The organism is Streptomyces aurantiogriseus (genome assembly GCF_014649375.1).
Taxonomy (GTDB): Bacteria; Actinomycetota; Actinomycetes; order Streptomycetales; family Streptomycetaceae; genus Streptomyces; species Streptomyces aurantiogriseus.
In genome coordinates this window covers 1-21535 of the sequence record NZ_BMSX01000050.1, presented here as the reverse complement: position 1 = coordinate 21535, position 21535 = coordinate 1, and the positions used below count along the sequence as shown (strand labels likewise).

Sequence of the window (21535 nt, the reverse complement as noted above, 5' to 3'; positions counted from 1 at the left end):
CTCCGGCCCCACCTGATCGACGGCTGCCTCACCGCCACCGGCCTGGCCCTCGCACCACCAACCCCACCCTGAAAACCTCAGTAATGGCGTCCCTTGTTGTGGTGTAGCCGATCACGGTTAGGGAGTGCGCCGGGGGCGTGTGCCGATGGGGCTTCCGCTCCCTGCCCGTGTGGACAGACCCTAGCCAGGGAGCGGCTGAACTCCTGACACATGTCAGGGCAACCCCTGTACGGGATGCGCCGCGACTCACCCAGACCGCAATACCGACAGACCCCGCTATCCCAATGAGCGCCTCCACCACCCACGTCGAGCCAGAGCCCACGACACGTGAACACAGCCAGGCGTACCTTGCCGACCCGCGCAGGTCTTGAGCATTGCTCGGGCTCCCCCTGACATCCGTCAGGACTGTGCCTGCCCGCGCTCTCCTAGCCTTTCGTGCACGATGCCCCTGCCACCCCAGCCGCGAGGAGCACCATGCGTCTGCGCACCCGAACGGCCGTCACGCTCGCTGCGGCCGCATCGCTCATCGGTCTCGTCGGACTCGCACCGCCGGCATCTGCCTCGGAGACATCGCAGGGCAGATACTGCACCGTGGTCGTGGAACGCGTGAAGCCCGGCGAAAAGGCCTCCCGGGTGAAGAGCCGGACCTGTTCCGACGACAGTTCCACGGCGACGAGAAGCAGCGCCGGGACCCTGCTCATGACCTGGTACCAGCACGCCCGGTTCGGCGGCGACATGACCCATGTGTACGGGGACTACGGCCCATGCGACGGGTCGGGCTACCTTCTCGGCACCGGCCTGTCGCGCTACATGATCTCGTCATTCGAGGCGTACAACAACTGCGACGGGCAGCAGGCCGTCCTCAACGACGGCCGGACCACCTTCTACTACGGCTCCGCCACGCGGTATGTGGGCGACCGGGCGGACGACGACATCGCCTACTTCAAGGTCCGGGACGCCCTTTAGGGCCAATGCCCCCGTGAGGGAATCGGGCAACCGCTCAGATCACCGATCGAGGGCGTCTAGTGGGCCGGCAGATCACCTTCGGCAAGATCAGCGGCAGGCATGACCATGCGCAGACTCCTGCATGGCGCCGCTGTATCTCCCCGGAGAATCAGATCCCGGTCGACAACCCGCAGCCGAGCCACATCTTCTACTCCTTCGGGTTCCACCCGATCTACAACCAGTACGGCAACCACTGGGTCGTCAACAACCAGTTCTCCCCGCAGGAAGGCTGGTACACCGACCTCACACCAATCCACTCAATCAATTTCAGGGAGCACTACCTGTGAAGCTCCGTCTTCTCGCTGCCGCCGCCGCGCTACTGCTGATCGGCGGCGCGGCCGGCTCCGCCGCTGCGGACACCCCGGCCGGGCAGCCCGTGCAACCCGGTGCCGCGTCCGTCGTGGTGCCCGCCGGCGTCAGCGCCGGGGTCGCCGTCTTCGACCGGCAGACCGGTACCTTCACCGAGCAGCTCAACTCGAGCACAGGCTTCCGCTCCGCCTCGGTCGTCAAGCTGCTGCTGGCGTTGGACTACCTGTGGAACCGGGGCCCCGACTACACCGTGCCCGCAGCCGACCGGGCATGGCTGGAGCCGATGCTGCGCAGCAGCAACGACGACGCGGCCAACAACTACTGGTCGGACAACGGCGGTAGGGCGATCATCACCCGCATGGTGAGCCGCCTCGGCCTCAAGGACACGGCACCACCGCCGACCGGGTACGAGGGCTACTGGGGCTACACCGCGCTCTCCGCCCGCGACACGGTGACGATCTACCGCTACCTCCTGGACTCGGCGCCCGGCCCCGTGCGCGACTTCGTTATGGGGAACCTGCGCCAGTCCACCCGCTGCGCCTCGGACAAATTCGACCAGTACTTCGGCATCGCCGGGGCGTTCACGAAACCGTGGGCGGTGAAGCAGGGCTGGGCGGGATCCTCGTACGAGAAAGGCACCTGCGGCCCGCCGCGCACCGCTGCCGCGACGGACACGGCGAGCCCGGCTCCGGCCGCCGCGGACGTGGACCTGACCCGGCCGGCGCTGCACAGCACGGGCACCGTCGGCGCCGGCGACCGCTCCATCGTGGCCGTGTTCACGCTGCATCCCGTCGGCACGTCGTACGGGAAGGCGTACACGGACATCGGCCGGCTGACCCGCTCCCTGAACGTCCCCGGAGCCGCGCGGCCCGCGGGATGGTGGTACGGCACGTGGAGCGACCATGTGAACGTCCGCCCCAACCCCAACACGGGCAACTCTCCGATCACCCAACTCCCGGCAGGCGTTGAGGTGTTGGTGGGCTGCCAGGCAAGGGGCGAGGAGGTCAACGTACCGCCCTACACCAACGAATGGTGGGCGTACCTCCCCCAGTACAACGGCTGGATCTCCAACATCTACATCAACTCGCCCGACAACAAGATGCCAGACGTCAAGGACTGCTGAACGGCCTTGAGCGACAGCTCCGCCACCTCACCGCTCGTAGGCGGCGAGGTAGCGGAGCACTTTGTCGACGTGGGGTCGTACCCGTTCGGGGACGCCGCCCTCCGTGATGACCGTGCGGTCGCTCGTGCGGTAGCCGGCCGCCATCAGCGCGGGAAGATCCTCGGCGGGCATGTCGGCCTTTTTGAACTGCTGGTCGAGCCAGCACACGTACAGCGACATCGTGGAGATCGCGTCCGGTGGCGACCGGTAGTCCTTGTCCCCGTCGCCGTCGCCGTCGACCGCCCAGGCCCGGAACACCGACGGCGTCCACATGGCGATGCCGTACTCGTCGCTCGCCGGGCGGGCCGCGTTCACGTCGAAACCGCTCTCCGCCTTGAGCATGGCGGCGAGAAACGCGGGCGTGACCTCCGCGTCGGTGCAGCGGTGGGCGGCCTTCACGATGACCGGCCGCAGTGCTTCGGGTACGTCGGAGTCCTCCGGGATCTCCCCGGCGGCCGGACTGTGCGCGCCGGTGACGTCGGCTGGTGTGCCGCGGCCCTGGTCCTCGTCGGCCTCGCCTCCGCCGCCCCCGAGCAGCGCGGCCCCGGCGATGGCGGCGGCCGACACCGCGGCGAGCGCCACGGCGGCGACCGGCAGCAGCCGGCGTCGGCCACGCGGGCTTGCCAGTTGCTCGATCCGGGCGGAGAGGCTCGCGGCAGTGTGGCGCAGGCGGCCCGCGTGGTCGGGTACCAGACAGTCCTCGATGAGTCGGCGCCAGTTCTCGTCGAGTCCGGCGTCCAGACGCAGCGGCGCGGTGCCGCGGGCATAGGCCTGCGCGGCGAGCGAGCGGGCACGCGCGGTGGCGCCGGGGAACGGGTGCAGACCACCGGTGAGCACCTGGTGGGCGAGGACACCGAAGGCCCAGATGTCGGCGGTCGGCCGCACCACCGTCCCGTCGGCTCCGGTGCGCTGGGACCACCACTCGGGCGGCACATGGTCGAGCGTGCCGAGCGGCGGCACATAGGCGTGGGTGCCCTCAAGTTCGGTGGCCAGGCCGAAGTCAGCGAGCCAGACCGCTCCGTCCGCGCCCAGCAGCACGTTGGCGGGTTTGAGGTCGCCGTGCACCCAACCGGCGCCGTGCATATGGGCGAGCCCGGCGGCGACGCCGCGCAGGATCCGCACGGCGTCCGGGATCGGTCCGCCCGTCCCGGCGGCGTCCAGCGCCTGCCGCAGACTGGCCTCGGCACGGTCCATGACGAGCGCGATCGCCCCGTCCAGCGCGGGCAGATCCGGCGCGTCCACAGTGCACACGGCATGCGTCCGTACGAGGTGCGGATGGTTCGCTTCGGCGCTGAACCGCACCTCGCGCGCGACCAGTTCACCGAGCGCGGCACGCTGACCGGGCGCCAGGGCACCGGTCGGTAGCACCTTCACCGCCGCGATCGTGCCGTCCGCGACCGCGCGGGCCTCGTACACGGTTCCCCAGCCGCCCGACCCGATGACGGCGTCCAACTCCCAGCCGTCGATCCGGAAACCCGTCGGCAGCCGCGGCATCTCGAGGGCGCCCTCCTCGGCGCCTGACGTGCTCACGCGCCGCTCGCCTGCGCGACGGGCCGTCTGCGGGACGGCAACAGGACGAGATGCTCCTCGCGCACCAGGCCGAAGCGCAGGGCGAGGGAGGCCAGTCGGGCGCGCTTGGCACCCGTGCGAGCGTTGCCGTCCGCTCCGGGCTCGTCGCCGACGTCCAGACGCAGCTTGGCGAAGGCCAGATAGTCGATGTGGTAGTTCACCGCGGAGCGGGTCAGACCACGACAGCTCTCCAGCGGGCGGAGCCTCTCCGCGATGTCCCCGGCGCCCGGCAGCGTGCCGTCCGAGGGGTCGCGCAGCCGCGGCTCGCACAGGGCCACCAGCACCAGGAAGTACTTCGCCGTCGCATCGAGCGCGTAGGGATGCACGGTCAACTCCCCTGCGCCGGGCGAGGACCGCTCGTCCAGATAGGCGTGCTGCGGGGCGAACACCTTGAACTCGACGGTCCCGGACAGCGCGGGCAGGACGACTCGGGAGAACTCGAAGGGCACCGGTGCTCCGAGCCGCCCGGGCGCGACGGCGATGTACTCGCCGGCACCCTCCAAGTTCTCGACCGCATACGCGGTGTCACGGCTGAAGTTCGACAGCCGCCAGTAGTCCTCGGCCGCCTCCAGCCGCCCCGCCCGCCGGGAGATCCCGGGATCGGGCAGAACGATGGAGACGTCCCGGCCGCCGGGCACCCCACGTCCGAAGTCGGCCACGTCGCCCGGTCCCATATGCAGCAACTCGGGCCCGGCCGCGTCGACTTCACCCGACCGTGACGGGCCGGGCGGCTGCACAATGATCGTTTCCATACCGACTTTCCCCCGATGTGGTCGCCAGTATCGCAGAGGCGATTCCGGTTGCCGCCGACCCGGCGTCTCGGCACCGGGTAAGGCGTGTCTCCTGGTCACAGTCGCCGCTCCGCCACCTCGCCCGTCCCGGCCGTGAAGGCGTCGATGGACCGTTCGCCACGACGTGCCGGCTTCTGGTCAAAAGCCGCACAGGCGACATCGTCATCCATGCCCGGCACCGCATGTGGGCCGATTCCAGGGGTGAGAGCGCGAGGCACATCCACTAGGACGATCGGCCGATCATCTCGGTTCCCGGCGCGTGAGCCGCTCTCGCAGCATCATGGCGGTGACGGCTCCGACCATCTCTTGCGCTGGAATCGCTGTGGGCAGGCACAGTGACCGGGCCCTCGTCGACGGCGTCCTGGGGGGGCTCAGTAGCCGTGAGAACAGGTCGCCGGATGCAGCAACCCGACGGACTCCACCGAGATCGTCACGTTCAGCCGGTCAGGTACGAGGGCGTGTATCGAATGTGCTGGTCATAGCCACTCGTTGATGGCCGCTACGAGGACGGTCGCCTCGTAGCGGACGGCGAGTTTGTCGTACCTCGTCGCCACGGCGCGATGCCTCTTGAGGCGATTGATGCCGCACTCGACCGCGTGCCTGGCCTTGTAATCCTCCGGGTCGAACTTCGGCGGACGGCCGCCTTGGGGGCCGAGGTTCTTTCGGTTGCGGGCCTGGTCGGCCTTGTCCGGAATGGTGCACCGGATGCCGCGTCTGCGCAGGTAGGAGCTGTTCTTGCGGGAGGCGTACGCGTAATAGGCACTGTGGGTTGGCAGTTGTCAGTCCTGGCAGGGGCCGCGCGAGACGTCTGGGCTGTATGCAGCGCCTGGGAGTGCTTCGACAAGAGGGACGCGTGCACGGCCTCTGCCGATTCGAGCTCGGTGGTCATACCGTGCCGTGGTTCGAGCCGTTCCCAGGAACACCTCCCGATCAGCCGGAGCCGTGGAGCTCTTCACGAGAGCGAGGACCCTGGACACTGCTGGGGCCACGGACAGCTCATGGGGTGGTGCGCCCGCGAGCGCTTCTATTAGGTCGCCGGGTGGTCCTGCCACGGCCCGACACCGACGGACGGGGAAAGCCCGAAAGGAGCGCGCGGTGCATGTGACCTGCGGAATCGACTGGGCTGAGGATCACCACGACGTTGCCGTGGTCGACCGGGACGCTCGACTGCTCGGCAAGCTCAGGATCAACGACGACGCACCGGGCTTCCAGGACCTGCTTCGGTTGCTCGCCGAGCATGGCGACAACCCGGACGATCCGATCCCGATCGCGATCGAGACATCTCGCGGACTTCTCGTGGCCTGTCTGCGGGCCTCTGGCCGCCGGGTGTACGCGATCAACCCGATGGCTGTCGCACGCTACCGCGACCGGCACGTCGTCTCCGGCAAGAAGTCCGACCACCAGGACGCCGTTGTTCTGGCGAACATCCTGCGGACCGACGCCGAGCTGCATCGACCGCTCCCGGACGACTCCGACCTGGCCCGGGCAATTGCCGTCCTCGCCAGAGCCCAGCAGGACGCGGTCTGGGACCGCACCCGAGCCCACAACCGGCTCCGATCGCATCTGCGTGAGTACTACCCGGCGATCCTCGAGGCGTTCGCCGACAAGCGGGAACGGCTGCTGGCGCGTGAAGCCCGCGCGATCCTGGCGATCGCGCCCACTCCGGACCAGGCCGCCCGGCTCACCCGAAGCAGGCTCAGGGCCGCCGTCACACGGGCCGGCCGCCAGCGCCGGATCGAGGCCGAGACCGACCGACTCCTCGAAGTGCTTCACCGGACCCGGCTTCGCCAGCCAGCATTGGTCGAGAAGGCGATGGGCCACCAGACACGCGCACTGCTGGCCCAGCTCGAGACAGCCTGCCGGGCCTGTGACGAGCTGGCGCACGAGACCGAGGAGCTCTTTCTGCAGCATCCCGACGCGGAGATCATCACGAGTTTCCCCGGACTTGCCGTGCTCACCGGTGCTCGGATACTCGCGGAGATCGGTGACGATCGCACCCGGTTCGACACGGCCCGAGACCTCAAGGCCTACGCCGGAAGCGCTCCTGTGACGAGGGAATCCGGCAAGAGCCGTCGCGTCAGCCACCGCCGGATCAAGAACAGCCGCCTGGCCGCGGCCGGCCGACACTGGTCGTTCGCCGCACTCACCGCTTCACTCGGGGCTCATTCTCACTACAACCGCCGACGGGAAGCCGGCGACCGCTATCACGCTGCCCTCCGCAACCTGTTCAATCGCCTGATCGGCCAGCTCCATCACTGCCTGACCACTCGCCAGAAGTTCGACGAAGCGATCGCCTTCGCCCGTCCGGCACCGCAATCACTCGCAACAGCTGCTTGACCCCATAGCTGCATGGGGTGTCTTGTCGCCGCCGAGCTGGTCCGGCCGGGTGCGCGGCCGTCCGCCCTGCGGACGGGGAACGCGGATGCGTTCGAGGACTTCGATCATCTGCGGTGCGTCGCCCCACTGCCCAGGCGTGACAAGGAAGGCCATCGGCCGGCATCCACCCTCACCGGCGAGGTGGATTTTGCAGGTCAGGCCGCCCCGGGACCGCCCGAGCCCTTCGTCAGGGCGGTGGTGTCGGGGCGTTGTCCTTTTTTCGGGACGCGCGGCTTCTTCTTTCGGGCCCCGGCCGCGTGCTGATGGGCCCGGCATGACGTCGAGTCGACGCTGACCATGCTCCAGTCGATCCGGCCCGCGAGATCGGCCTCCGCCTGGACAGCACGCAGGATCCAGTCCCACGTGCCGTCCGCCGACCAGCGCCGGTGCCGTTCATAGACGGTCTTCCGGCTGCCGAAACGCTCAGGCAAATCCCGCCACGGTATGCCCGTCCGGACCCGGAACAAGATCCCGTTGATCACCTTGCGGTGGTCGTTCCATCGCCCGCCGCGCCGTCCCGACGCCGGCAGGTGCGGCTTCAGCCGGGCCCACTCAGCATTCGTCAGATCACCCCGCCCCATGCTGGACTAACGAGCCAGCAACCCGGCAGGATCGGGCGGTGCGTGGAGAGGGGCTCTCCCCCTCCTGGTCTGATCGTCGACTGGTCTGATCGTCGCCTTTGCGCGCCGTCGTTGCCAGCAGGGTTGCCGTCACTGACAGACCACCGACAGCGGTGCCGCCGTCCATGTCGAAGTGCTCACTCACAGAACCTTTGGCCACGGGTATTCTCTGGCGATGTCGAATCAATCAGTGGCGGCGGGAGTCAGTCTCGCTGGTGTGATGGCGCACTGCGGCGGAAGCCCGGTGGGTGCCGTGGAGCTCTTGGTGGGGGCAATAGCCTCGGCACCGGCGGCTCCGGAGCCCTATGCGGCCCTCGCCGAGTTGTGGCAGGACCGACGCTCGGAACTAAAGGAGAGCCTCGAAGAGGACGGCTCTTTGAGCGCTGTGCTGGCGCAGGCGTACTTCTTGTTCCTTGAAGGGGACATGGACGACGCGGTGATGGCTCTTGGTTCGGTTACGGGTGTGCGGCCCAACGTGGCATGGGGCGCTGCGCCTTGGTTCGGCGATGTGCGCTTTCTCGGTGCGGTGAGTGCTGCGGCGCTGGCCGAGGCGTGTCTGCGGACGTTGGACTACGGCCACGACCTGGACACCGACGAGATGCGGGAGCGGTTCGCGCCCTGGTTCCATGCCCTCGACGTGGTGTCCGAACGGGATGCCGTGCCGGAGTCGCTGGCCGCCATGGCCCGGCTGCCCCGGGCCTGTGGCCGGTACGAACTGTCCTTCGCGCTGTGCGACCGTGCCGATGCCGTCGATCGGGTCATGTGGACCGCGGTCGCACGAGCGGCCACCTGGCGCGTGATGGGCGACCTGGATCAGGCTGCTGCGGCCTTCGAATGCGCCCTGCTCCTAGACTCCGCCAACTGGTCCCTCTACCTGGATCTAGCGGACGTGCGTGCCGAGCAGGGCGACTTCGCCGCAGCCGCGAGCCTTGTTGAACAGGGCCTGGAATACGAACCTCACGAAGTCACCCTGCGCGCGGCGAGCGCCGCCTACCGCACACGTCTTGCCGCCTCGTCCGACGACCTGAGGGCCCTGATCACCCTGGCGCCGGAGATCGCGAACACCACCTACCGGAACCTGCTGATCGACTACGCATGTGCAGGGCCGAAGCTGCCCCGGAGACTCGTTGCCAAGGCCTACCGCATCCGTAAGAATTGAAAGGGCTGTCGTGCCTACCGGTGCCAGTCAGGATGGCCTTCCGGTTCCTGGTCACGTGATCCACCGGACAGTGCCTAGTAGTGCTTCGTTAGGTTCTGGCCCTGTTTCTGCTTGTAGTGAGTGGTCGGCCGCAGGTGGTGCAGGTGCCGGTCCAGCACCTCAGCAGGTCCTGAAGTGCATCGAGGACCTGGTAGAGCGTCAGGCCGGCATCGGGGCTTTTGGGTCGAGCCGCCGCAGGGTGAGAAAGGCCTGGGCGGCGGTGACGAGGGTGACGTGGTGGTGCCAGCCGCGCCAGGTGCGGCCCTCAAAGTGGTCCAGGCCCAGGCCGTGCTTGAGTTCGCGGTAGTCGTGCTCGATCCGCCAGCGCATCTTCGCCCACCGCACCAGGTCGGCGATCGGGACGGTGACCGGCAGGTTGGTCATCCAGTAGCCCGTCGGTTCAACAGCGCCTTCGGGCTGTTCGACCAGCAGGGTTCGCAGCGGCAGCACCCCGTTCCAGCGGCCGCGCCCTCCGGCCTTCTCCTGCGCGGTGCGGGTGGCCTCCTTGCCCGACGGCCGCACCTCAAGCACCGCGAAACGCGAGGTCATCGTTCCTTTGCTGCCCTGCCGCCACGTGACCGGCTGAAACACTGTGGCGTCGTTGACGAGGTCGGGCAGGGGCCGGGCGGTCTCGCGGTAACGGGGCAGTGTGGGTGGTCCCAGGCCGCCGTAGTCGGGCTGATACGGCTCGGCGGCGGCCGGCCGGGCGATCTCCTTGGGGTCGACGGCCATGACATACGACCAGCCGCGTTCCTCCAGCGCGAGCCGGAAAGTGACGCTGCGGCCATAGCCGGCATCTGCCACGACCACCGGCACGGCCAGCCCCTGTCCGGCCAGCCGGTCCAGCAGACCCAGAGCAAGGTGGGTCTTCGACACATGCCCGACCTCCTCGGGAATGGCGGCCCGCTGCCGCCGCCTGTCGTCGTGCACCCATTCCTGGGGCAGGAACAGCTCCCACTCCAGCGGGCAGGAGGCGGCGTCGGTGGCGGCGTGCACGCTGACCGCGACCTGGCAGTTCGCCCGCTTGCCCAAGGCCCCGCAGTACTGGCGGGCCACGGCGGCCGAGGCGGTGCCGCACTTGGGAAACGACACATCGTCGACCACCCACACCTGCGGTGCGATCGCCTCGCACAGCCGCTCGGCGATCCGCCGCCGCACCGGTGTCCACTCCCACGGTGACTGGTTCACGAACTGCTGCAGGGCCTGCATGTTGCCGTCCGGCAGCCGCTCGGCCATCGGCTGGATCGACTTTCGACGGCCGTCCAGCATCAGTCCCCGCAGATAACACTCGCCCCACCGCCGCTGATCCCGCCGCGGCAACGACCCGAACACGTCGGCAACGAACTCCGATAACTCACCCCGGAGCCGTTCCACCTCCCCCAACCTCATACGAGGAAGATGCCCACCACCAGGCGAGATCACCCAACGTAACGAAGCACTACTAGACCGTCCCTTACGTGCCTGAAGGATCAAGGCACCCTCTGACCTGCGGACACACTTGACAGGTGCAGATAAGGCCTGCCGTGAAGGTGCAGTTCGGCCTGTACAACGTCTCCGGCAGCAAGCGGCGGCTGTGCGGCGTTGCCATGTTCGGGGTTCCGGTCAGCACAGCTGTCCTCACCAAGCCCCCGCCGGGGCTCCGCCCCTACACGGAGTCGCTGGTGTGCTCGCGCTTCGTCCTGCTCGATGAATGCCCCGGCGCTACATCACCGCCGCCCACCCCGAACGAACCGCCAAACTGCCCAGGTAGCCCGCCTGGTTCAGCGCTGGATGGTGGTGAGCCAGTCGGTCAGCAGGCGGTTGACCTCGTCGGGGCGCTCCTGCTGGATCCAGTGGCCGCAGCCATCCAGGATGTGGGAGGCCGACAGGGCGGGGAGGGTGGTGGGGTAGGTGTCGATGGCGTCGGACATCCAGGTGGTGGAGGCGTCCAGGGTGCCGCCGATGAACAGGGACGGCTGTTTGATCGGGGCTCCGCGGTGCGGGGCGAGGTCTTCCCAGTCTCGGTCCATGTTGCGGTAGCGGTTGAGTGCGCCGGTGATCCCTGTGCGCTCGAACTCCCCGGCGTAGACGTCGAGGTCCTCCTCGCTCAGCCAGGCCGGGAGGACCCCCGTGGGGAAGCGGTCGCGCAGCCGGCCGCCGCGGGTGACGAAGTGCGGGTCGGGGTCGCCCTGGGCGGGCATGGTGTCGGCGGACAGGGCCGCGTAGAAGCCCGCGAGCCAGCCCCGGACGTCGGGCTCGATCTCCGCCTCGGCGCGGCCGGGCTCCTGGAAGTAGGAGACGTAGAACTCCTGCTCGGGGCCTCCGATCTGGCCGAAGATGTCGGTGGGGCGGGGGCCTCCGGGCGGCGCGTAGGGGACGCTCAGCAGGCCGACGGCGCGGAAGACCTCGGGGTGGAGCAGGGCGGAGGCGGCGGCGATGTTGGAGCCCCAGTCGTGGCCGACGACCACCGCGTTCTCCTCGCCGAGGGCGCGCACGACGGCGACGTTGTCCTCCACCAGGTCGAGCATCCGGTAGGCGTCGGTCGCCTCCGGCTTGGAGGAGCGGCCGTAGCCGCGCACGTCGATCGCCACCGCCCGGTGGCCGGCCGCGGCGAGGGCCGGGAGCTGGCGGCGCCAGGAGTACCAGGACTCGGGGAAGCCGTGCACGAGCAGGACCACCGGGCCGGTGCCCTGCTCGACCAGGTGCAGGCGCCCGGCCGGGGACTCGACGGTGCGGTGGCGGAGCTCGGCCTTCGGCTCGGGCTGCATGGGCTTCTCCTCGGTTCGCGGGCGGAGGCGGCTACCCATCGATCATGCGGCGCGGCACCCGCCCGACGCGATCAGCCTTGCCATTCTGGCAAACTCGCAGGACAGAGCGGTGGGGCGGCACGGCAAGAAGGAGCGGGAAAGGTGGCAGTCGACGACGTGGACGGCACGCTGGCCGCGATGGGGCCCCGGTTGCGGGCCGCGCGCGAGCACCACGGCGCGACGCTCGCCGGTGTCAGCTGCGCGACCGGCATCTCGACCAGCACGCTGTCCCGGATCGAGACCGGCCGGCGCAAGCCCACCCTGGAGGTGCTGCTGCAGCTGTCGAAGGAGTACGGCGTCTCTCTGGACGAGCTGGCCGGCACCGCACCCGCCCCCGCGGCCGAGCCGCGCGCTACGGCGCCGCTGAGCTTCGGCGACGACAAGGCGGTGCTGCCATTGACCCGGTACGTCGGCGGCCTGCACGCCCACAAGCACGTCCTGCCCGCCCTCGAGAACCCACCCGCGCGGCCCCGTCAGGTCTCCCACGATGGCCACGAGTGGCTGTGCGTCCTGTACGGGCGGCTGTGGCTCGCGCTCGGCGACCGAGACCTCATCCTGACCCCCGGGGACGTCGCCGAGTTCGACACCCGCACCCCGCACGGGGTGGCGAACGCCGGCCCCGGCGGTCCGGTCGAGTACCTGATCATGTTCGGACCGCAGGGCGAGCGCCTACGGCCGCGCACCCATCCAGCCGCTGGTCGCGGGAACCGCCAGCCGAATCGCGCCCAGGCTGGCCGAGAAGAACAGCCGTAGGCTCCGGAACCCGCTCCGACAAGACAGCGAAATCACGACCTGCACGTAGGTTCGCGGCCAAGGGCCGCCCAGATTCCTGGAACTCGCGCGCTACCGGCCGGGCGGCGCAGAAGATCCGCCGCGCGGAGCAGAGCCACGAGTACGCCGCTGCTCAGCTCGTTGCGCTCGGAGCTCCGCGGCCGCGGCCGTACGACTCGGTGCCCGGCGCAGGCGATGGCTCGACCACATGGCCGCCGGACTGGACAACCGAGCCCTGGAACTCACCTCACCCCGACTCCACGCTCATCCAAATCGGTACCGTCTCGCTTCGAAGATCTGACTACCAGTGACCACTCCACAGGAGCTGAGCCAGAACCCGAGAAACGACAGCACCCGGCCAGGACGAAGACGTTGAGCATCTCCCTGCCAACCATGCGAAACGGTTACGTATCGCACAGTCAAGAGTTGCGTGGGGCTACCAAGCCGGACTCGTAGGCGAAGACCACGAGTTGGGCGCGGTCACGGGCCTGGAGCTTGGTCATGGCGCGGTTGATGTGGGTTTTCGCGGTCAGCGGGCTGATCACCATGCGGGCGGCGATCTCGTCGTTGGACAGACCCCGCGCGGCAAGGACAACGGCCTCGCGTTCGCGGCTGGTCAGCTCCTCCAGCCCCGTGCCGGTGCCGGTGGGGAGCGGCTGGGTGACGTACCGGTTGATCAGTTTTCGGGTGATCGAGGGCGCGAGCAGGGCATCGCCCCGAGCGGCGACGCGTACGGCATGCAGGAAGTCTTCCGGCACGACGTCCTTGACCAGGAATCCGGCAGCGCCGGCGCGCAGGGCGTCGAGGACGTATTCGTCCAAGCCGTAGTTGGTCAGGATGACGACGTGCACCGCGGCCAGGGCCGGGTCTGCGGCGATGCGCCGGGTTGCCTCAATGCCGTCGATGACCGGCATCTGGATGTCGATGAGCGCGACGTCGGGCAGGTGCTCTTTGGCGAGTTCCAGGCCCTCGCTTCCGTCGGCGGCCTCGGCCACCACCTCGATGTCGTCCTCGAGGTCGAGGAGGGCGCGGAATCCGCTGCGAATGAGGGGCTGGTCGTCGACCAGCAGGACACGGATCATGACGTCCGGTCCACGGGGAGTTCGGCCTGGACGGTGAAGCCGCCCCCGTCACGTGGTTCGGCGCGTAGCCGACCGCCGAGGGCGGTGACGCGTTCGCGCATGCCGAGCAGCCCGAGGCCGGGCAGTGGGGCGGTGGCCGGCGTCGCCTTGCCGTCGTCGTCGATGCGTATGGCGAGGGAATCCGGAAGGCAGTCGATGCGGACCACCGCGGTGGTGGCGTCGGCGTGCCGGGCGACGTTGGTGAGCGCCTCCTGCACGATCCGGTAGATGGTGCGGTCCACCGCAGCCGGTACGTGGTGCTGCCGCCTGTCGATCGTCAGCGTGGCGTCCAGGCCCAACGTCCGGGACTTTTCCACCAGTTCCGGGACGTCGTCGAGCCCGCGCGGCGGGGTCGTGTCGTCGTCCCGCAACGCCTCCAGCGTGGCGCGCAGGTCCCGGCTGGCCTCACGGCCGGCCTCCTGGATCGCCAGCATCGCTTCCGGCACCTGCTCGCCGAGTCTGCGGGCCACATGGACCGCGACTTCGGCCTGCACCTTGATGACCGAGATCTGATGAGTGAGCGAATCGTGCAGCTCCCGCGCGATGCGCAGCCGCTCCTCATCGGCGCGCCGCCGCGCGGTCTCCTCCCGGGTCCGCTCGGCCTCCTCCGCCCGCCGCTCGGCCTGCCGCACCGCCTCCCCCGCGGCGAAGGCGGCGATCAGCCAGGCGATCTCGAGCACGCCGCCGCCCCGCCCGAACGCCTCGCGCACCGGCTCGTCCTGGAAGACCAGCGCCGTGAGGTGGGCAGCGACCAGCGTGGCAAGGGACACCGCCACGGTGATGGTGCGGTGCCCGGCCCGCACCGCGCCGTACACCGCGACCAGATACGAGACGGCGAGCACGTCGAACCCGGCCGCCTGATACCCCACCGCACACAGTCCGGTAACGGCCAGGACCAGAAGCGGAGCCCGGCGGCCAGCGGCCAGCGCCAGCCCGCCGCCCGCCAGCAGCGCATAACCGACCAGGTCGCTGTTGGCCGTGGAGCTCTCACCGGACAGCCCCGTGCCCACCAGCAGCGCCGCCACGCCAACGGCGACCGCCCAGTCCCAGACACCAGCCGGGACACCGAACCGTCCTCTGTCCATACGCGCACCCTAGCCAAACGCCACTACGGGCGAGTCCCACTCACGAACGAGCGGCCCACTACCGCCCCCGCAGTACCCGCACGTCGTCTGCCGCACCCGCAGCAGGCGCATGAACCACCCGCAGCAGCGCGAACTGTCTGCGTCCGCCGGACGACTGACGACCGGGCCGACAGACAGGCTGGGCCGACATCGAATCGCCCTGAGCGACATCGAATCGCAGGAAACAAGGAGGCCTCTCATGACAGTCCAATCCGTGCTTGCCGCACCGGCAGCCGCGCACATCGCAGTCCAGTCGGCTGCCACCACCGGCCTGACCTCCGGGCGACTGGTGGGCACCACGGCCGCCGTTGTGGCACTGGCCGGCATGGTCATCGGCGGATTGGCTCTGGCCCGCTCCACCGATCGCCCGGGCATCGGCAACAGGCGAACCCGGGCCATCATCGCCCTGGCGGCGGGGCTGGTCGGCCTGGCCATGGGCGTAGTGAACCTGGCCGTCGCCGACGGTGGCCCCGGCACCGGCAACGGAGTAATCGCCGGCGCCATGGCCCTGGCACTGGGCCTGATCGGCACGGCTCTCGGCGGCCTGGCACTGACCCGCGCCCGGCGCACCGGCTGACGGCGACGGATACGGACACGCGTTCGCGCCTGCCTGAAGACCCATCAGGCGCCACCGAGACAGCGCCGCCGAAACTCAGGCTCTGGCTCAACTTCTGTGGTCAGAGACGATGAGCCACTGCGCTCAGTCCGCCTTCACGATCACGCACCCTTTCTCCCGCGGTTACTGTAAGTGGACATTTTTGGGCGATTAACGCTACGCAGTGAGTAGTCGCACTCGCCGTCGCCCTCTCCGGCCAACCCAAGCGCGAACCGGACAGCAGCACCACCCGGGCCACCTGCTCCGGCGACTAGGGCTGACAGAACAGGTCTCTGACCAGCCTCTTTACAGAAGTCCTTCCGCCTGGCAGAAGCCGCCTTGCCGAGCCGGTACAAGCCTCACGACCCTGATTCCAACCACGGCACGCGGGGCGACGGCGCCCCGCCGACAGGGACGGGAACGCCATGCCTCACATGACCGCCTTCCCCAGGAACGAGTGGTTCTTGGCAGAAGCGGTCAGCCCGCCAGAGTGGCTGGACGTACAGTCTCCGGCCCGAAGCGTCGGTGGGCGCGGTCTGCGGCGGCTTCGGCTGCCCGGGCGCGGGCGTCGCCGGGATCCAGAGAGAGCTGCCGGTAGGCGTTGCGGGCCGGTAGCAGGTTGTCGGCACGGATCGTGAAGGCGCGGGCTCTTGCCCGCTGCAGCCCGAGGGCGGTCAACAGCTCCAGGGCGGCTGCGGCAAGAGCGGGTGAGTGATCGGTCGGTTCCGGCAGCGTGCGTGTTCGCGTGGTGGAGTTGCGGTCGGCGTATCGCACGGTGAGGGTGAGCCGACCAGCGAAGTCTTCCGCACGGACTGGGCCCATCAGCCGCCGCTGGTCGAGGACGCGCTGGGCAAGCAGATGCTCGCCCTCCTGATCCAGCTTGAAGCCGCCTGCACCGCCGCCGACGATCTGGCCGAGGCGGTGGAAGAGACTTTCCCTCAGCACCCGGACGCTGAGATCATCCTCAGCTTCCCCTGCCTCGGCGTCCAACTCGGCGCCCGGGTGCTTGCCGAAGTCGGGGACGATCGCCAGCGGTTCGCCGACGCCCGCGGCCTGAAGGCATACGCCGGCTCCTCGCCCGTCACCAGAGCCTCCGGCAAGAAGTCGTCCATCACCAGACGGTGGGTGAAGAACGACCGCCTCAACCATGCCGGTTATCTCTGGGCGTTCTCCGCGATCACTGCTTCACCCGGTGAAGGCCCACTACCGCAGGCGGCGCCACGACCACGGGGACTGGCACGCCGCCGCCCAGCGCAACCTCTTCAGCCGCATGATCGGCCAGCTCTACCACTGCCTCCAGCACGGCCGCTGCTTCGATGAGGCCGTTGCCTTCCCGTCAACGTCTGGCTTGGTGGCCGCTCAGCTCGCCTGCGGCCCCGGCGGCCGCACCCACGGCGCAAACCGCTGACCAGGGGCTGTGTCGTCGCGCCAGTACCGCAGAACGGTTTCCTGCACGACCTCGACGTGTTCCGCGGCGATGAGACAGGAGACGGGCTCCAGTCCGCCCGCGTCCGCCTCGAACGCGACGAGAATCAGCGGCTCTTCACCGAGCTGGCCCGTGACTTGCGCCAGTTCCTCGCTCGTCGGAGCACGGAATACCGGGTCGTGGAACTGTGCCGGGCAGTTGACGAGCGTCGGATGGCCGAAGACCAGCTCCAGGCCATGGTGATAGGCGAGGTCATGCCCGGCCGCCAACCGGAACTCGGCGGCGTTCCAGGCGATGACGTCCCAGTCCCACCACGACCCCTCAGGGAGCTGAATTCCCCCGTGCTGGCGTTCCGCGTCCACCCTCAGCCCTCTATCTGTTCGAACAGGCCGACAGGCTACATCCGGACTCGCCGCAACGAACTTGACTTCTTACGCGCCTGAGGTGTCTTGAGCGGCTCCAGCACTCCGTTGGGGCGGCGCTCGCGCGCGGGGGCCAGCAGCCCGTCGAGGTCGGTGTCACGAAAGCGCCGCATGGTCTTGCGGTCGAGGTTCAGACTGCGGGCGATGGCGCTGATCGTCCAGCGTTTGTCCAGCAGGCGGTGGATGTCTTCGTAGCGGTGACGGGTGCGTTCGATGATCTGGGTGCGGGGCAGTTCGGTGGGCGGCAATAGCATCGGAGGCGGCTCCGGCACCTCGGTCACCGTCTCCTCCTCGGCGCGTTTGCGCAGGCAGTCGCGATGCTGGTGGCAGGTCTTCTCCACCGCTGCGGACAAGTTCTGCAACAGGTGCCGGCGATCGGCTACTTCCAGAGCGTCCGGTGCGGACTGCTTGACCGCCTTGGTGTAGGCAGTGGTCCGGTCGCGGCAGATGATCTCGGCGCCGGGATGGTCGGTGAGCCACATCGCGAACGTCTCGGAGGTGCGGTCGGGCAGCACGTCCACGACCCGGCCGGCTTCAACATCAACGAGCACGGTGCCGTAGATGCAGCCTTGCGGAAGGCGAACTCGTCCACCCCCAGTACCCACGGTGCACGGTCCGGCACCGGCGGCGCCGTCAGCAGCCTGAGCAGCCGGGTGCGGCCAGCGGCCACCCGAAGACGCCGACACAACCTCGCGGCTGGACGGCCGCCCAACTCGACTGCGATCGACCGCAGCCAGCCCGTCAGCCCGGTGCTCGAGCGGCGGTGCCGCTCGGACAGGCCCGGCACCTGCTCAACGAACGTCCGGCGGGAACAGCCCCCGGTCGCAGAAGTACCGGCGTACCCGGAGCCGCACCACAACCCGGCGGACCCCAACGTCCGCTCATCCAGGGAGCGTTGGTACGAACTGTGCACGCGTCCTACCCGCTGGCGGCAGTCCGGGGCACCGGCCCGGCCGTTTGGTGGACACCGCCTCCACCAGCAGGGTGTCGGAGGAGCCGCTGACGCACTCCACTCACACATCGATCCCGGGAAAGAGCACATCCTCGACCGTCTTACTCGCCATGGCAGGAAACACCCTGCCGAAACGATCCCGCGTTCCCGCCCCTGACCTGGGGATTCACGCAGCTGCGGCCAGAGCCTTGAAATTCCCCATCCACGCTCGGGGCATTCCCCACACCTGCTCGTGTGCCCACCTCCGGGACGGCGGCCTCGGGCCTGCCGAGAGGCCCCTCGGATTGCGCACTGCGTCGTTGAGCGGAAGCAGGTAGCAGCCGTCCTTGAGGAAGAGCAACGTCTCGAAGGTGACGTCACCCCAGCCGGCCTAGACCGGGATCACGCCCCGGCCGTACGTGGCCAGCGCGGGCACCTCGCGGATGTCGGCGGATTCCTCGTCCCGCACGGGGACGAAGGAGTGCGGCGAGGGCGCGCGCCATTCGAATCCCCGGCAGGTGAAGTGGAACTCCACGAGGTCACTCCCGTTCCTCGAGGACGGCCAGGTCGCGCTCGGCGTACATGCGGTGCCACCACTCCTCATTGAGGACGATCAGCAGGCACTCGCGGACAGTGAAGGTCTCGCCCTCATCCGGCCAGCCGGGGCCAATGAGCGGCTCTGTCCGGCTGTCCAGCTGCTCGTGGGTCAGTCCGTCGACCACCCGCCGCATCATCGCCATCGCTGCCTGCCGCAGGGTGAGCGCCTCGTCGAGCGACGGGCGTACGTCACGGTCGTGCGGCACTCCCGGCCGGGGATCCATCTCGTCCCACGGCAGGGACAGCGGGTGCCATGGGCTGGGATCACCCAGGATGCAGCGGCCGACCCACGACTCGGTCGCGAACGCGAGGTGGCGCAGGGTCTGGATGAACGACCACTCGCCGTCGACCGACTCGTGCAGGATGTCCCGGGGCAGCCGGCGCGCCCGCGCGACGGTCGACTCCCACAGCCGCTCGTTGAGGTCCCAAGCCTCCCGGAACCCCTCGGGCGTGGTCGGCCGGAACTTGGGGCGGTCAGGATACCGGCGGTCCAGCTCGGCCTCGACCAACGGCGCGACGTCGACCCCGTTGATGACCAGGTTCTGGATATCACCGTCGATGGTTGTGTCGACCATCTCGACGCCTCGCATGACGACCTGATTGAGCTCACACGCCCGGAACGTCGCCCCGTCAAGGCTCACCGTGGTGAACCGTGCCCCCGTCATGTCCGCGCGCTCGAACGCCTTGCCGCGCAGGCCCATTGAGTCACCGCCGCTCATGGCGGTCAGACTAGGCCTTGTGAGGCGAACCCCCTAGTACTGCAACGGCGCTTGTTCTGATTGCTGGGCGGTTTTCAGGGGCTGTGTCCGCGTCGTTTGTAGTGGCTGATGCGGGCACGCTGCTGGTGTCCGGCCCGGACATTGCGGTCCTGACCCACCGCTGATCGCTCGGTGCGTGTCTCGGTCTGTCTGCCCAGCGGATGTGAGACAGAAGAACCTGTGCGCGTGACGGGCTGGCTGCCCCGTCCTCCAGGCGATGATGCGTCGGCAGGCGCGGTCTTCCACTCGGATCCCGGGGCATCGAGAAGTCCATGATCTTGGAAGGGCACGTCATCCCCCTACGGCGTCCTCGGCCTCCCAGCGCAGCAGGTCGCCCGGCTGGCACTTGAGCACCTCGCAGAGCGCGGCGAGCGTCGCGAAGCGCACCGCCTTGGCGCGGCCGTTCTTGAGTACCGCCAGGTTGGCGGGCGTGATCCCTACGCGGTCCGCGAGCTCGCCCACGGACATCTTCCGCCTGGCCAGCATCACGTCGATGTCGACGGCGATCGGCATCAGATCACCCCGTCCAACTCGGCCTGCATCTGCGCTGCTTCGACGTCGCGCGCGACGGCCTGGGCGAGCAGCATCCGCAGCACGAGCACGATGAGCGCGACTCCCAGGATGGCCACGCCAATTCCGCCCATGATGACGGTGACGCCCGGGTCGTCCCGCTGGCCCGGCGCATTGATGACCGTGACCGCGAACCACACGAGGGCAGCCGCCACGATCGCGCCGATCACGCCGTCCACGTACCGGAAGGCGGCGTGGGAGAACACGGTTCCGCGTCGCACCATCGTCACCAGCCGCCATACACAGACCAGGGCGACCTGGACCGACACCATGCCCAGGATCGTGATCACGCGCAGCGGGGTCAGCGGGAGCGCCCCGTCCTCCGGGTCGCTCCCGCTGACCAACGCCCACACCATCCCTGCCTGTACGAACACGGTGCCGGCGAGCACCACCACGAGCACGGCGCGCAGCACGCGCACTGCCAGCTTTCCCACGGCCAATCCTTCCATCGAATTACGATGGGAATCTATCGATATTCGATAGATGAAACAAGAGCCGGGAAGAGAGTGGCGGCAGGTTCGCGCGATGGCGGGACGCCGCCGCCTCTCATGGCATGGTGGTTGCGTGAACCGTCTTGGCCTCGTCGAAGTCGGCCTCACTTGAACGCACATCGGACGCCGCCCGACTGCGCCGAAGCTCTGGGTGTCAACCATCAAGATCAGGTGTCACCTATCTCGGCAAGTCGCGGCGGCTCCGGTGATCGACTCGGGGCCTTCGCCAGCCAGCGTGAACATCCGCCACCGGTCGCGAACGGTCACAGTCACCGGGGTGACACGTGGAGAGCACCCGGAAGGAGGAGTCGTGGCGCGTCGCGGTGCCATCAACCCGGCGGACATCACCTCCGTCGCCGGACCGGTGGCCATCGCCGCAGCACTGACCATCACCATGAACGTGGCCGCGGGACTGCTCACCGCTCGTCTGTACGGCTGCGGCCCCCAGCCCGCCGCGAACATCGCAACCACGCACCTGGGACGTGGCGAGTCCGCACTGATCCTGGCCGTCATGGCTGCCAGCGCAGGCCTCGACGGCCGCCTCGCCCCGTTCATCGCCAGCTACGTCCTCGTCCTCGCCGTCCTCAGCCCCCGTCGTCGCCGGGCGCTCCTGAAGGCCGCACACTCGCTGCTGCCCGAGGGCCGAGCGCAACACGCCAAAGCCGCTACCGAACACGCCGATCCGGCACCGGACCCACCCGACACCACCGCTTCCCCTTCCACCGGCGAAATCAACCCAGCGGCCTCGTCCGCTCTGTCCACGGAGAGGGAGCGATAGCCGCCTGGTGTGTGCTCGCTGGAGCATCGGCTGCGACTACTGCCGGTTGCCGTGATGTCGTCAAGGTGAGGCTGGGTTCGGCGAGGCATCCGGTGATGAGGTTGCTGCGGTACTGGATCTGGCGGAGACCGTGGC

At 68.9% G+C, this 21535-nt stretch carries 20 protein-coding genes and 5 pseudogenes; 10 read left to right on the top strand and 15 right to left on the bottom strand.

Annotated features, from left to right (window positions below; all coding sequences use genetic code 11):
* Positions 1–474: 474 nt before the first annotated feature.
* The 3 genes from IE263_RS47390 to IE263_RS47380 are packed head-to-tail and all read left to right on the top strand — an operon-like array spanning position 475 to position 2437.
* Positions 475–966 (top strand): hypothetical protein, encoded by a 492-nt coding sequence (locus IE263_RS47390; RefSeq protein ID WP_189944362.1) that lies wholly within the window; start codon positions 475–477, stop codon positions 964–966.
* Between the two features lie 59 nt (positions 967–1025).
* On the top strand, positions 1026–1292 hold the full coding sequence (locus tag IE263_RS47385) for a hypothetical protein (protein WP_189944361.1): 267 nt from the start codon (positions 1026–1028) through the stop codon (positions 1290–1292).
* Positions 1289–2437 carry a hypothetical protein gene (locus tag IE263_RS47380; RefSeq protein ID WP_189944360.1) on the top strand — a complete coding sequence of 383 codons (1149 nt, stop codon included), beginning with the start codon at positions 1289–1291 and terminating at the stop codon, positions 2435–2437. The genes IE263_RS47385 and IE263_RS47380 overlap by 4 nt, the downstream gene beginning before the upstream one ends.
* A 27-nt stretch (positions 2438–2464) precedes the next feature.
* On the opposite strand, the gene IE263_RS47375 is transcribed toward IE263_RS47380, so the two are convergent.
* The 3 genes and pseudogenes from IE263_RS47375 to IE263_RS47365 all read right to left on the bottom strand — a co-directional run.
* Positions 2465–4006, bottom strand: coding sequence for a serine/threonine-protein kinase (locus IE263_RS47375; protein WP_189944359.1), 1542 nt, complete (start codon positions 4004–4006; stop codon positions 2465–2467).
* Positions 4003–4797 (bottom strand): serine/threonine protein kinase, encoded by a 795-nt coding sequence (locus IE263_RS47370; protein WP_189944358.1) that lies wholly within the window; start codon positions 4795–4797, stop codon positions 4003–4005. Before IE263_RS47370 ends, IE263_RS47375 begins: the two co-directional genes overlap by 4 nt.
* Before the next feature lie 515 nt (positions 4798–5312).
* Positions 5313–5588: pseudogene (locus tag IE263_RS47365) on the bottom strand (transposase); the annotation flags it as partial.
* A gap of 343 nt (positions 5589–5931) precedes the next feature.
* Here IE263_RS47365 and IE263_RS47360 point away from each other — a divergent pair.
* Positions 5932–7173 (top strand): IS110 family RNA-guided transposase, encoded by a 1242-nt coding sequence (locus IE263_RS47360; protein ID WP_189944357.1) that lies wholly within the window; start codon positions 5932–5934, stop codon positions 7171–7173.
* 21 nt (positions 7174–7194) lie between these two features.
* Here the strand turns inward: IE263_RS47360 and IE263_RS47355 are convergent.
* Positions 7195–7793, bottom strand: a pseudogene (locus IE263_RS47355) (IS5 family transposase); the annotation flags it as partial.
* Between the two features lie 229 nt (positions 7794–8022).
* Here IE263_RS47355 and IE263_RS47350 point away from each other — a divergent pair.
* The gene (locus tag IE263_RS47350; protein WP_308430835.1) at positions 8023–8991 is read left to right on the top strand and encodes a hypothetical protein; all 969 of its coding nucleotides are present in this window, start codon (positions 8023–8025) and stop codon (positions 8989–8991) included.
* A 198-nt stretch (positions 8992–9189) separates the two neighbouring features.
* On the opposite strand, the gene IE263_RS47345 is transcribed toward IE263_RS47350, so the two are convergent.
* The gene (locus IE263_RS47345; RefSeq protein WP_189944355.1) at positions 9190–10419 is read right to left on the bottom strand and encodes an IS701 family transposase; all 1230 of its coding nucleotides are present in this window, start codon (positions 10417–10419) and stop codon (positions 9190–9192) included.
* A 371-nt stretch (positions 10420–10790) separates the two neighbouring features.
* Entirely contained in the window at positions 10791–11777 is a 987-nt protein-coding gene (locus tag IE263_RS47340) for an alpha/beta fold hydrolase (RefSeq protein ID WP_189944354.1), read from the bottom strand.
* Positions 11778–11918: 141 nt separating this feature from the next.
* Between IE263_RS47340 and IE263_RS47335 the strand changes: the two genes are divergently transcribed.
* Both IE263_RS47335 and IE263_RS49355 read left to right on the top strand, forming a co-directional pair.
* Positions 11919–12569, top strand: a complete 651-nt coding sequence (locus IE263_RS47335; protein ID WP_189944353.1) for a helix-turn-helix domain-containing protein — start codon at positions 11919–11921, stop codon at positions 12567–12569.
* Positions 12570–12780: 211 nt separating this feature from the next.
* Positions 12781–12888, top strand: a pseudogene (locus IE263_RS49355) (SMI1/KNR4 family protein); the annotation flags it as partial.
* Positions 12889–13006: 118 nt separating this feature from the next.
* Here the strand turns inward: IE263_RS49355 and IE263_RS47330 are convergent.
* Together IE263_RS47330 and IE263_RS47325 are read right to left on the bottom strand one after the other, a co-directional pair.
* Positions 13007–13669 (bottom strand): response regulator, encoded by a 663-nt coding sequence (locus tag IE263_RS47330; RefSeq protein WP_189944352.1) that lies wholly within the window; start codon positions 13667–13669, stop codon positions 13007–13009.
* On the bottom strand, positions 13666–14793 hold the full coding sequence (locus IE263_RS47325) for a sensor histidine kinase (protein WP_189944351.1): 1128 nt from the start codon (positions 14791–14793) through the stop codon (positions 13666–13668). The genes IE263_RS47330 and IE263_RS47325 overlap by 4 nt, the downstream gene beginning before the upstream one ends.
* A 238-nt stretch (positions 14794–15031) precedes the next feature.
* Here IE263_RS47325 and IE263_RS47320 point away from each other — a divergent pair, with 238 nt between their 5' ends.
* Positions 15032–15409 (top strand): DUF6223 family protein, encoded by a 378-nt coding sequence (locus IE263_RS47320; RefSeq protein WP_189944350.1) that lies wholly within the window; start codon positions 15032–15034, stop codon positions 15407–15409.
* 495 nt (positions 15410–15904) lie between these two features.
* Here the strand turns inward: IE263_RS47320 and IE263_RS47315 are convergent.
* Positions 15905–16222: pseudogene (locus tag IE263_RS47315) on the bottom strand (DinB/UmuC family translesion DNA polymerase); the annotation flags it as partial.
* A gap of 3 nt (positions 16223–16225) precedes the next feature.
* Between IE263_RS47315 and IE263_RS47310 the strand changes: the two are divergent.
* Positions 16226–16835, top strand: a pseudogene (locus IE263_RS47310) (transposase); the annotation flags it as partial.
* Here IE263_RS47310 and IE263_RS47305 read toward each other — a convergent pair.
* The 6 genes from IE263_RS47305 to IE263_RS47280 all read right to left on the bottom strand — a co-directional run bounded on the left by IE263_RS47305 (position 16787) and on the right by IE263_RS47280 (position 20565).
* Positions 16787–17215 carry a hypothetical protein gene (locus tag IE263_RS47305; RefSeq protein WP_189944349.1) on the bottom strand — a complete coding sequence of 143 codons (429 nt, stop codon included), beginning with the start codon at positions 17213–17215 and terminating at the stop codon, positions 16787–16789. The pseudogene IE263_RS47310 and the gene IE263_RS47305 overlap by 49 nt on opposite strands.
* 35 nt (positions 17216–17250) lie before the next feature.
* Positions 17251–17826 (bottom strand): transposase, encoded by a 576-nt coding sequence (locus IE263_RS47300; RefSeq protein WP_268256150.1) that lies wholly within the window; start codon positions 17824–17826, stop codon positions 17251–17253.
* Between the two features lie 771 nt (positions 17827–18597).
* Entirely contained in the window at positions 18598–18741 is a 144-nt protein-coding gene (locus IE263_RS49875; RefSeq protein WP_308430834.1) for a hypothetical protein, read from the bottom strand.
* A gap of 4 nt (positions 18742–18745) precedes the next feature.
* On the bottom strand, positions 18746–19522 hold the full coding sequence (locus tag IE263_RS47290; RefSeq protein ID WP_189944347.1) for a DinB family protein: 777 nt from the start codon (positions 19520–19522) through the stop codon (positions 18746–18748).
* A gap of 330 nt (positions 19523–19852) precedes the next feature.
* Positions 19853–20074 (bottom strand): helix-turn-helix domain-containing protein, encoded by a 222-nt coding sequence (locus IE263_RS47285; protein WP_010696297.1) that lies wholly within the window; start codon positions 20072–20074, stop codon positions 19853–19855.
* Positions 20074–20565 carry a DUF2975 domain-containing protein gene (locus tag IE263_RS47280; protein WP_189944346.1) on the bottom strand — a complete coding sequence of 164 codons (492 nt, stop codon included), beginning with the start codon at positions 20563–20565 and terminating at the stop codon, positions 20074–20076. Before IE263_RS47280 ends, IE263_RS47285 begins: the two co-directional genes overlap by 1 nt.
* A 367-nt stretch (positions 20566–20932) precedes the next feature.
* Between IE263_RS47280 and IE263_RS49350 the strand changes: the two genes are divergently transcribed.
* Positions 20933–21400, top strand: coding sequence for a cation:proton antiporter (locus tag IE263_RS49350; protein WP_373312312.1), 468 nt, complete (start codon positions 20933–20935; stop codon positions 21398–21400).
* The last annotated feature ends 135 nt before the right edge of the window (positions 21401–21535 follow it).